The 11,859-nt window shown below is 48.1% G+C and carries 11 protein-coding genes; 1 reads left to right on the plus strand and 10 read right to left on the minus strand.

All coding sequences use genetic code 11. The features are described from left to right. A partial coding sequence (locus tag GX117_09270; GenBank protein NLO33529.1) for a TIGR03663 family protein occupies positions 1-1,299 on the minus strand: 1,299 nt, incomplete at its 3' end. Positions 1,300-1,528: 229 nt separating this feature from the next. Here GX117_09270 and GX117_09275 point away from each other — a divergent pair. Beyond that, on the plus strand, positions 1,529-3,442 hold the full coding sequence (locus tag GX117_09275; protein ID NLO33530.1) for a glycoside hydrolase family 2: 1,914 nt from the start codon (positions 1,529-1,531) through the stop codon (positions 3,440-3,442). 38 nt (positions 3,443-3,480) lie between these two features. On the opposite strand, the gene GX117_09280 is transcribed toward GX117_09275, so the two are convergent. The 9 genes from GX117_09280 to GX117_09320 all read right to left on the minus strand — a co-directional run bounded on the left by GX117_09280 (position 3,481) and on the right by GX117_09320 (position 11,846). Then, entirely contained in the window at positions 3,481-4,131 is a 651-nt protein-coding gene (locus GX117_09280; GenBank protein NLO33531.1) for a tetratricopeptide repeat protein, read from the minus strand. Positions 4,132-4,188: 57 nt separating this feature from the next. Beyond that, positions 4,189-5,580 (minus strand): PDZ domain-containing protein, encoded by a 1,392-nt coding sequence (locus tag GX117_09285; GenBank protein NLO33532.1) that lies wholly within the window; start codon positions 5,578-5,580, stop codon positions 4,189-4,191. Further along, the gene (locus GX117_09290) at positions 5,570-6,871 is read right to left on the minus strand and encodes a PDZ domain-containing protein (protein ID NLO33533.1); all 1,302 of its coding nucleotides are present in this window, start codon (positions 6,869-6,871) and stop codon (positions 5,570-5,572) included. The genes GX117_09285 and GX117_09290 overlap by 11 nt, the downstream gene beginning before the upstream one ends. Positions 6,872-7,032: 161 nt before the next feature. Then, on the minus strand, positions 7,033-8,379 hold the full coding sequence (locus GX117_09295; protein NLO33534.1) for an acetyl-CoA carboxylase biotin carboxylase subunit: 1,347 nt from the start codon (positions 8,377-8,379) through the stop codon (positions 7,033-7,035). A 9-nt stretch (positions 8,380-8,388) separates the two neighbouring features. Beyond that, positions 8,389-8,850 carry an acetyl-CoA carboxylase biotin carboxyl carrier protein gene (gene accB / locus GX117_09300; GenBank protein ID NLO33535.1) on the minus strand — a complete coding sequence of 154 codons (462 nt, stop codon included), beginning with the start codon at positions 8,848-8,850 and terminating at the stop codon, positions 8,389-8,391. Between the two features lie 38 nt (positions 8,851-8,888). After that, positions 8,889-9,446, minus strand: a complete 558-nt coding sequence (gene efp / locus GX117_09305) for an elongation factor P (GenBank protein NLO33536.1) — start codon at positions 9,444-9,446, stop codon at positions 8,889-8,891. 2 nt (positions 9,447-9,448) lie between these two features. Continuing rightward, on the minus strand, positions 9,449-10,531 hold the full coding sequence (locus tag GX117_09310) for an aminopeptidase P family protein (GenBank protein NLO33537.1): 1,083 nt from the start codon (positions 10,529-10,531) through the stop codon (positions 9,449-9,451). 37 nt (positions 10,532-10,568) lie between these two features. Then, entirely contained in the window at positions 10,569-11,555 is a 987-nt protein-coding gene (locus tag GX117_09315) for a Gfo/Idh/MocA family oxidoreductase (GenBank protein NLO33538.1), read from the minus strand. Positions 11,556-11,654: 99 nt separating this feature from the next. Next, the gene (locus GX117_09320; GenBank protein NLO33539.1) at positions 11,655-11,846 is read right to left on the minus strand and encodes a glycosyltransferase family 4 protein; all 192 of its coding nucleotides are present in this window, start codon (positions 11,844-11,846) and stop codon (positions 11,655-11,657) included. Positions 11,847-11,859: the final 13 nt, after the last annotated feature.

Below are 11,859 nucleotides of genomic sequence, written 5' to 3' on the forward strand. Positions count from 1 at the left end.
GACATAGGGGTTGCGTGTATCGGCGAAATAAACATAATTGCCAAAATAACATTGCCGACCAACCAACAGGACACCGGCAAGGGCAATCAGGATCACAATGCCGCGCAGAAGGGGATAACGCACAAGCCGAATGGTTTCAGCAATTCCCAAGCCGCCAAGTAATAAGATGCCGTGATAGAAAGGCAGCAAATTCCAAGGCGTTTTATAAGGGATCATACTAAAGACTGCAACCATGGATACGGTATAGAAGAGAAGAAAACGGCGGAAATAAAAGGGCGCCTTCTTTTCCTCAGTGTCGGCAGTATTTTTCGGACTCTTGACAAAAATCGCCGCCAACGCACCCAGTATGCTCGCTGCCAATATAGGGGCTTCCGTCCATCGCGGTCCCACTTGTCGGTACACATAAGATAAGAGCACGAAATAGTAATACCAGGGTTTATCATGGATGCCGGAACTGCCTTCTCCTTTAGCACGTACATAATAATCGAAGTAGGTCAAGATCGAGTCAAGGGGCCCTCGGGCATGGGTATAAAAGGACGAGAAGAAGCTAACAGATATAAAGGCGGCCATGATAAAAGCGGCTAGGATATGTAGGATTGTCGGTCGCTGCAGCACCATCTTTATCTTGGATAGATCAAATTTGTCACGCATCAAAACTGGCAGCAAAATTAAAGCGCCGCTAAGACAAGCAGAAAAGACGACGACGATGGAGGTTTCTTTTGTGGCATGTACCATCCCCAAGAAAAAACCGAAAAGAAGCGCCCATCCCAAGCGCGGTCGCCGACAATAGAGCCAAGCGGTGGTAAAGGCTCCTTGCACAAAACAAACGAGCAGCATTTCCTGTACATAGTACCGGCTGTAAAATACCATAGGTGTTGAAATTGCCATGAATAAGGCAGTCCAAATAAGGGCGCCATTACCGAGAGCAGTACGCAACGGCCAGAGCAACAGAATTAAAAGCAGCCCGAAAAACACAGGTACAGCGCGATAATAAACAATGGTCGAAGCTTCAAAAGTAGAAATACCGCCTCCATATAACAGGGGCAAGGTCAGGTAATAGAGCGTTGGACCATGGTGTTCAAAAGGGTCGTAGCGATAATACCCGTCTTCTAAGAGATGGCCCGTTTTAACCGCCTGATTGGCTTCATCGCCGTGGAGCGGTCGTAAGGATAAATCGGGGACACGGAAGGCGACGGCAATTACCAAGACAACAATGAAAGCAAGATCAGTCAAAATTATCGACCACGAAGATTTTTTAGGGGACAGATTACCATCACTATTTTGTGTCGTATACGTCATAGCTCTCTTTTCTATGGTTAACGATGAGGGGTAGAATCGACTGAAAAATCATTGTACCATGCACTTCTGTAAAAGTCTAATTCAGACAAATGGCCCGTGAATTTTGCGATAAAACAAAAAAAATATGCGTGCGAAATCTCGGGTTTAATTATCGCGTACACTCATGGCATACTAGAGGGGTTCATTCGTGATTCTTCGATATCCCCTCAAAATAAAGGAGACCTTATCCATGAAACGCTATGCTGCTGAACCTAGGCGCGCTTTTGCCCGTTGTTTGCCCACAGTTTTAATAATCCTGTCCTTTTTCATGGCTATATCTATAGGTATAGCCTCAGCCCAAAATACGGGAGATTCAAAGGATAATAAAATGGTAACGGAACCCTATAAAACGTCTCTGATTACACGGTGGGGTAAAGATGTCACTGCCGATAATGCGTGGCGTGAATATCCTCGTCCGCAGCTGATGAGAGAGGCATGGCAAAATCTTAATGGTCTTTGGGACTACACCATTACCGCACAATCGGACACTGCTGTTCCGGAAAATTGGCAGGGACAGCTTTTGGTTCCCTTTTGCTTGGAATCACGCCTTGGCGGCGTACAGCAATTGCTACAGCCCGATCAGGCGCTCTGGTACCGACGCAGCATTGATCTGGAGATCATCGAAGGCGTGCGTACCCTCCTAAATTTTGAAGCGGTGGATTATCGTTGTGAAGTCCGGGTCAACGGGGAAGCCGTGGGCAGTCATCAAGGCGGTAATATGCCCTTCACCTTCGACATCACAGATGTCGTTAAAGTCGGCGAAAACGAAATCATCGTGCGGGTAGAAGACGAAACGGAAGCGTGGCAATTGCGGGGCAAGCAGGTACTCAAAAACAGAGGTATTTGGTACACACGGGTGTCTGGAATTTGGCAATCTGTTTGGCTTGAACAAGTACCTCTGAATTATATCGAAGATATTCACTTGACCACGGAAGCGGCAGCAGGAAGTATAGAAATTAAAGCCACTGTAAAGGGATCCGAAAATCTTGATAAATTGCGAGTCCTTGTCAAAGACGGCACAGATATCGTTAGAAAAGAAGAAGGACCGGCAAGCGGCCTTATCCTTAAGCTGCAATCTCCTAAATTGTGGACACCTGACAACCCCCATCTCTATGATCTTGAAATCGAATTATTGGATAATTCGGGCAATAGCGTTGATCGTGTCGGCTCCTACACCGGTATCCGTACGGTCGGAAAAGTACGCGATAAAGAGGGACATTTACGCTTTACACTGAATGGTGAAGAGATCTTCCACTGGGGCCCTTTGGATCAAGGCTGGTGGCCTGATGGACTGTTGACGCCGCCATCTGACGCGGCCATGCGTTATGATGTGGAATTTTTGAAAGCCGCCGGATTCAATATGATTCGCAAGCATATTAAGCAAGAACCGCGCAGATATTATTATCACTGTGACCAAATAGGCATGATGGTGTGGCAGGATCAACCCAGTGGCGGCGAGAATCCCCGTTGGGTATTTTTGAGCAAAGAACCGCAGGATGCGCAATGGCCCGATGACGCCCATGAGCAATATATGTACGAAATCAAAGCGATGATGGACACGCTAAAGAATCATCCCTCCATTGTGGTTTGGGTTCCCTTTAATGAAGCGTGGGGACAGCATCGTTCTATAGAGGTGGGAGAGTGGGTAATGGGTTATGATCCCGGCCGCTTAGTCAATATCGCCAGCGGCGGCAATTTCTTCCCTGTTGGGGATATTGCTGATGCCCATGCCTATCCCGAACCAAAATTTCCATTCGAAGCCGATCGTTACGACGCCTTTATAAAAGTCGTCGGTGAATTCGGCGGTCATGGGTACCCCGTATCAGATCATCTTTGGGATCCGCAGCAAAAGAATTGGGGCTATGGAAAAGAGTTGCCCAAATCGCTGGAGGAATATCAAGCCCGTTTTGAAAAGACACTGGCCCAATTAAATGACTTGCGTGGGCAAGGAATCGCCGCAGGTGTTTATACGCAAACGACGGATGTAGAAATCGAGATTAACGGGCTCCTTACCTATGATCGAGAAGTGGAGAAGATTCCCGCTGCCGAGCTTGGCGCACTACGCCGCAACGTGTTGCCGAAACTTACAGAAACCGAAAAATAACACAGGAAACCTATGCCTTCTGCGGCAATATTCTTTCGTCACGTGTAATGCGCATCGGAATATAAGGGAAGGCTCTGTGGAGTGGTTGCTTGCCGGATCATCCGTTCAAGGACCTCTTTCAGCTCTATAAGCCTGTCAGAATCCGGAGCGTAGTGTAAGCCCTCCTCAAGCTCTTTTAAGGCCGTCCTTAAAATACCTAAGGATGCTTGCATCACGATTCCGGCATCATAGGCTTCCAAGGCAGTTCGAAATAAAACAAGCGCTGTTTCGTAGTGAATTTCTACTTTAAAATTCTCGACAGTAATAGACAGCTCAATCTGCTCTGTTTCAAGTGCCACATTCAACAGACTTAGCGCCATATCGAATTCACCTTTTGCACGGGTGAGTTCAGGGCTGTCTTTATTGGCGAAACATTTACCTAGTAAAAAATGTGCAACAGGATGGACAGGATACCGCAACACAAAGTCACGCGCCAAGGGAAGGGCACTTTCATAATCCTTGGCATCGCAAAGCTGCCACATCTCTTCCAGCCCCATCCCTCGTTGGTGATAGCCTTGACAGGACAGGAAGCTCAGAGCGATACAAAAGAAGGCGACACCGCCCACAACCCTGAGGCCAGGAGATAGGGGATTCCCGGAGCCTTTTGGGCGATGATTCCAGGTCGCTATGTTGATCAAAGGAAGTGACACTTGTTTCCTACTATTCCGACTCCTTGCCACGCTAAGAAGGCATACGAAAAATAACGGTTACCAACGCGGTTTGAGTCGGAAAAATCCTGTCGCCGTGCCGGCACGGGCAAAGACAGAAATATCCAAAGGTTTTTCATGCTCAATGGCGGCGATAGCTTCTTTATAGTCTTCAAGACTTGAGACAGCCGTATTGCCTAAAGACATGATAATAATGCCGGGCTGCATTCTTGCTATTTGAGCAGCGCTGCCGGATATAACCCGTCGCACAATGACACCCTGCACATCTTCACCAAGATTGAATAGGGTTCGTAAATCCTGCGTGAGTTCGCGCACCACAATACCCAAGGTTTCATCGGTGTATTCATCGGCTTCTTGGGTGGATCGCGGTCGTCTTCCTAAAATAACCTCAATGGTAAGAGGCTCTTTATCGCGGAGTATTTCCACCGGTAGACGTGCTCCCGCTTCTTTCGCGCGAACCATTTTTGTAAAGGACAAAACGTCACGGTCTAAGACCGCCACAATAGGCTGCCCATCAAATACGCGTATAATATCGCCCACTTGCAGCCCTGCCGCTTCAGCGGGGGAGTCAGGAACCAATGTGCTCACGATCAAACCACCGGGTTTATCGATACCCCAGTATTCCGCGTACTCCTCTTTCAGCGGCTGTGTGAACACCCCCAGCCAAGCTTCCTCCGTTCCGGAATCATCTTCCAAACGCTCTCCGGGAGGATTATTGATATAGTGCATGAACAGTCCTGATTGAAAGATCATGGGATGCCCGCTGCGGGTATATAAATCGCCGCCCTCATTGGCGGACAACTCAAATCCGGTAACGCCGATCACTTCACCTTGTTTATTCATGACAGGACCGGTTACAGCGCCCAGTTTAAGAGGGATATCAATGCAATAGGTGGTTCTGGGTTGTTCTAAAACGGCGGCGATACGCGCCAGACTGAGCGACGGGTGAAAGTCCATATTTTCGCTCATGACGCCCAAAATAGCCACCTCTTCACCAAGTTTCATGGCTGCATTTTCAAGAAAGTGGAGATAAGGCAGATTCACGGGAGAATCACTTTTGATTCTCAGGAAAGAAAGATTCACATCCCGTGGCTTTTCCAACAAAGTCGCCTGATATTCGATTTCCTTTTCATCTTGAACCACAACGGCACGGAAATTGGAAGAGCTAATGTTTTCCCGTTGAATATAGCCATTGGTCATGAGTAAACCGTCGGCAGATACGAGTACTGCCAAGGCACTTCCCGGTTGTTGTTGTTCCTCACCGGTACGCGGGTCAAGGGCTGTTTGTGTGAATTTTAAAACACAGAGCGTGGGAGACCATTTTTTGAAAAAAGTTTCTACTTTCTCCGGAGAAAAATCATCTGCATAGCTCACTCCGACCAAAAGAAGGATCGTCAGGAGCCCAACACTGACAAAGGATTTAATCAACATATTCAAGGATCTCCTTGTCTATGACAGCATCGCCCAATGCGTCTGTATTCATAAGCGCGAAGCGGGTGACCGCGCCGCGTTTCACAAAAAGCATGACATATTTTTTATGGGCAGCTAAGTTTTTTCGATACAGTTCATCAAATTGCGTGAGCGACGAAATCGGCTCATCATCCATCTCTAATAAGATATCGCCCGCGACAATCCCGGAGACGGCAGCCAATCCGCCCGGCGTACATCCGGAAACGAGGATGCCTTGACGTTGGGGAAGTTGTGCACGACGCGCTAATTCCGGTGTCATCTCCATGGCAGTAAATCCCCACTCATGAAATTCCACTTGCGTGCCCTTAGAAGCCATTTTCTCTTCTGTCGTGGCTTCAATAGAGAGCGGCTCATTGCCGCGCAGGATCTGCAGCACCGCCTTTTCATTTACGGGCAAATCGGCAATTTGTTTGCGTACTGCAGGCAGCTCTTCTTCGTAATAAGCATTCACCTTCTTGTCATTTATGCTGACGAGAACATCTCCTGCTTTCACGCCGGATTCAGCCGCCGGGGATAGGGGAGAAACATCAGCGATAACAACCCCCTTCACAGTCTTATCATCTGTTTTCGCGTGCATTTCTTGGAAACTCAGCCCTAACGAGCTGCGTTGTACGCGGCCGTGGGCAATGATGGCATCCACAATCTCGCGGGCGCTATCGGCCGGAATCGCGAAGCCCACATTTTCTGCGCCCAGCATGGCTAAGGTGTTGATACCTATCACCTCCCCTTTAAGATTTACCAAAGGACCGCCGCTGTTTCCCTTGTTGATGGCGGCATCCGTCTGAATCCAATTATTGTAGGGAGCGGTGATACCGCCCAATTCGCCAAGGTATCTATCGGTTAGACTAATAATGCCCAGAGAAGCGCTCCGTGAGAGCCCGTGGGGGCTTCCCATTGCAAGTACGAAATCACCGGATTCAAGAGACGCGGAACTTCCGAAACGAGCGAAGGCTAAGGCTTGATCCGATTCCAACTTCAATACGGCAATATCCGTATCGGGGTCTGTTCCGATTACACGGGCTTCCAGTTCCGTATTGTCATCAAGCACGCAGATAACCTGACTGCTTTCTCCCGCGACATGCTCATTGGTGACCACGTAGCCATCTTTAGAAATAATAAATCCACTGCCAAGAGCCAACACTTCCTGACGCTTCCCTTGCACAAACACCTCTTTCACGGGGCGAATATGCACGAGGGAGGGAATGATCTTTCGTTTCGCGTCAAGTACTTGCTCCTGCATGTTGTTTGTCAAGGTGGTACATCCTGATAGAAACAACAGGAAAGAAAGGCCCATTGCTATCCCGGCATTTCTAAGTACAGACCTCATCTTCATGCAGCACTTCATATTCATAAATCGGTCTCCTCTTCGTCAACAAAAACTGACCGCTAAAATAATGCCCGAAAAAGCAACAATTAGCGGCTGTCTTTATCCAGATATTCAGCCAATAAATCGGGGCCGATCTCTCCGCGGCGGAACCGCTGTCCGCTGACAATACGCGCGCAGAGTTTCGCTGTAGTGGTAACATTATCCACAAAGAATTCATTCAATGCACGACTGAGTCTTTCAATTGCTTCTGTGCGCGTGTTGCCCCGGGCAATGACTTTAGCCAAGAGCGAGTCATAATGATGGGGCACTTCGTAGCCGGAAAACAAGTGAGTATCCACACGTATTCCCGGCCCTCCCGGAATGTGACAACGCTTTATCAGTCCTGAATTGGGTCGAAAATTAAGGTCAGGATCTTCTGCGTAGACCCGTGCTTCAATGACATGAAAGCTTGGCGCAGGGGCATCATATCCCAATATTTCTCCGGAAGCAAGACGGATTTGCTCACGTACCAAATCTAGACAAAAGGCTTCTTCCGTGACGGGATGTTCGACTTGAATACGGGCGTTCAATTCAATGAAATAAAAGTTTCCGGCTCGGTCCAATAAAAACTCAACGGTCCCTGCATTACTATAATCAACAGCCTTGGCGGCAGCAAGGGCAGCCTCTGTCATGGCTTCTCTCAAGGCAGGTGTGAGTGCCGTACTGGGTGTTTCTTCAATGAGCTTTTGGTGTCGCCGCTGAATGGTACATTCTCGTTCACCAAGACAAATTAAATTGCCATGTTGATCGCCCAAAATCTGGAACTCGATATGCCGACCCCCATCAATAAATTTCTCAATATAAATGCTGCCGTTGTCGAAAGCATTCGTTGCCTCTGTCGATGCAACGGAAAGGGCATGTTTCAAGGTACTTTCATTGTGAGCGATACGCATGCCTCGGCCGCCGCCGCCAGCGGCAGCCTTCACCAAGACAGGATAACCAATTTCTTTGGCAAGCGCACAGGCAGCATCGGCATCCTCAATAATACCGTTGCTTCCCGGCACGACAGGCACCCCTGCATCCACCATTTTTTTGCGTGATTGAACTTTGTCGGCGCTCATCGCCAAGGCCTCAACAGATGGGCCAATAAAGGCTAATCGTGACTCACGGCATATGGCTGCAAAGCGAGCGCTTTCCGCCAAAAAGCCGTAGCCGGGATGAATGGCTTCAACATCGGCAATTTCTGCGGCGGCGATAATGCTGGGAATTTTCAGATAACTGTCGGCAGGACCGGCGGGACCAATGCAAATCGATTCATCGGCCAGCTCGGTGTGCAGGGAATCGCGGTCTGCCGTTGAGTGAACAGTCACGGAAGTGATGCCCATTTCACGACAGGCTCGTATAATGCGAACGGCAATTTCGCCGCGATTGGCTATGAGAATACGTTTAAACACACTAGGCTTTCAGGCGAGGGGGCGAAGCGCGATCAAAGGCTGACCGTATTCGACGGGTTCCCCATTGCGCACGAGGATGCGTTCCACGATAGCGGGAACTTTGCTCACCACTTCATTCATAATTTTCATGGCTTCGACAATGCAGACCACTTGATTAATGTCTACCGTATCGCCAACCTGCACAAAAGGGGATGCTCCTGCACCCGGTGAGGCGTAATAGGTACCCACCATGGGGGAATCCACGGTAACCAAGCCCTCATCTCTCAGTGATTCTGTAATATCCGAGTCGTCTGCAGCAGGAACAGAAGCAGAAGCAAGGGTAGACCGCTTTCCCGAAACAGTGGTCCGACTTTCGATAGGAACCGGCTTGGCAAGCCGAATGCGTTTCCCCTGATCTTCTATTTCAATTTCAGAGAGTGCTGTCGCCTCAAAAAGACGGATTAATTCCTGAAGCTCTTCAAAATCCAACAAGACGCGGTCTCCTTGAAGCGCAGACAATGACGAAGGCATTACATGCGTTCGACATAATCGCCGGTACGAGTATCTACCTTGACCTGGTCACCTTCATTGAGGAAAAGGGGCACTTGAATGGTGGCGCCTGTTTCTAAGGTGGCAGGCTTTTTTGCGCCACTGCTGCGGTCGCCCTGAACACCCGGATCCGATTTCGTTATGGTCAAGACAACATGGGAGGGGACACCCACCGTAATCACCTGACCCTTGTAAAAGAAAAGGGACACGTCGGAGTTTTCTTTCATCCAAAGCGCTTTATCACCAACAACATCCGCATTGACGGCGAGCTGTTCATAACTTTCATGATCCATGAAATGGAACTGATCTCCGTCGTTATACAAATATTGCCACTGCCGCTCTTCAATGCGTGCTTCTTCAAATTTTTCTCCGGATCGAAAGGTTTTTTCCAAGACCCGTCCGGTCAAAACATTTTTAAATTTGGTGCGAACAAAGGCGCCGCCTTTAACGGGTTTGACATGTTGAAACTCAATGATTTCCATGAGATCATCATCCAGTTCCACAACCATTCCATTTCTAAAATCTGCTGTAGAAATCATAATTAAAGTATCCGTAATTCTTTTGGGGTTTCTGTTAAAATATCACATCCATCATCAGTGACAACCAACAAATCTTCAATGCGTACGCCGCCTTGCCCCGGAAGATAAATTCCCGGCTCCATAGTGACTACCATGGATGTTTCCAAGATGGCGTCAGATCGATTAAATAAGCGGGGACCTTCATGCACTTCCAGCCCCACACCATGACCGGTGCCGTGCCCGAAATGATCCCCATGACCAGCCGCGGTAATAAGATCACGAGCAACTTGATCTACTGCTAAGGCTGGAACACCGGCGCATACCGTCTCAACTGCGGCGGCCTGTGCTTGGCGTACATATTCGTAGATATCGCTGAACCACTTACCGGGTATCCTATCGAAAACGAAGGTCCTGGTCAAGTCGGAACAGTATCCATCCAGTACGCAACCACAATCAATGAGGACGATATCTCCTTTTTCCAAGGGCTTATCGGTCGGCACACCATGGGGCAGCGAACTGCGTTCTCCAAAAAGAACAATGCTTTCGAAGGAAGTTCGAAGGGCGCCCCGTTTACGAAATTCATATTCCAAGACCGCCGCAACTTCATATTCACAGATACCACACTTTAAATCTAAAAGGATCTGCTCAAGAGCATCTTCCGCCAAACGACTCGCTTCACGGATACAGGATATCTCATAGGCGTCTTTTATTTCACGAATGTTTTTGCACAACGACACTAGGGGTTCCATCTTGGCGGATAATTCATCCTCAATCATCATGTATTGTTGAACTGTAATAGCAGAAGGATCAAAAGCGACACACTTGAGATTACAAGCATTGATGAAGGAACCTAACTTTGTCGTGACAGAACCGGAAACAATTTCTACCTCCAAATTCGATTGTAAAGAAGCGGCATATTCTTGGTAGCGGAAATCGCAAAAAAGAACCGCTCGGTCTAGGGTAATCAACACCACCGAAGTACTGCCGAAAAAGCCGGAAAGATACGCGTTGTCTGCAGGATCAACACTAAAAAAAGCGTCACATTCATACAGTTTCAAGTCTTCTCGTAATGTTGCGATTCGCTTGCTATAATCGGGTGCTTTCATCGATGATCCCTTATTCTTCCTGTAAATATTTAGTCATTTAACGGAGCCGCACAGGCTTACCGCCGGCGGCGGCTGATTTCCATGCAGCCTCGGTGAGTTCAATAACATTCAATCCACATTCCGGCGGCGTTTCCGCCGTCGCTTTACCTAAGATAGTATTTATAAAATTGTTGTCCGGATTATCCGTGTATTTGGGCAATTTAAAGTTGACCGATTCACCTGCAGCATTTTGCTGAACAAGACCAATCCCTTGTCTTAAATAAAAAGCGCCTTTGCTGCCGATAATCGTGTGATCTTCATGCCAAGCAGGAGCGTTGCCAATAATTGATAGACTTCCGAGCGCCCCATTTTCAAAGAGGAGTGACAACGAAGAATTTACATCCACTTCAATATCAAAATTTTCGCTCACAGCCGAAACCTGCCGAATCTTCATACCGGTCACCCACATAAGAATATCAATCAGATGACTTCCGGAATCATTTAATTGTCCGCCGCCGGAAGATTCTAGCTCCTGTCGCCACGTATTTCTGGTTATTCTCAACCATTCTTGGCTAAGCACTGCCTGAACAAATTCAACTGTGCCGATACTGCCTTTCTTGATCTGGTCACGCATATAGCGAAACATGGGGTCGAAATGACGTTGATAAGAGATCATCAGTACCCGATCTACATCTTTCGCCTGTTGAATTAGTTTTTGGGCATGTTGAATAGTACACACCATAGGCTTTTCGGTCAACACATGAAGTCCGCGTTTTAAGGAATCGCGAATCTGCGCGTAATGCACAGTATGGGGCGAAAGAATAAGTACGCCGTCCAAATCCTCTTTTTTTATCATATCGCGATAATCCCCGTATACAGGCAGGGACACGGAGGTGGGACAGCGCTCATAAAACCGTGATAAAGAAGCATCGCTGGGATCGGTAAGGGCGGTAACTTCCGCCTTGCCCGTTTTGCTCAGACGCTCATAATGACCCGGAGCGATTCCTCCCGCACCAATAAAACCAATCCGCAATACCTTTGACATAGCAGTCTCCTTATAGGGCACCTTTTACCGGTTATGTCGTACATCTCACGCTATTGTAGTGCTACAGAACATGAAAGTGGAAACTATTTCAAAGAAAATCTACACGAGTTCTCGGTACGTTTCCAGTGTACCCATTACCATACGCGAAACGGAAAACTTATCCTCCACCCATCCTTTTCCCGCTTCCGCCAAAGCAAGACTTTCATCTTTTTCGATCAAGGCTGCGATAATCGCTTCGGTCAGCGCATCCGTATCCCGTACGGGCACTAAACGCCCTGTTTGGCCGGGCACCACCATTTCCGCC

Source organism: Candidatus Hydrogenedentota bacterium (genome assembly GCA_012523015.1).
Taxonomy (GTDB): Bacteria; Hydrogenedentota; Hydrogenedentia; order Hydrogenedentales; family CAITNO01; genus JAAYBJ01.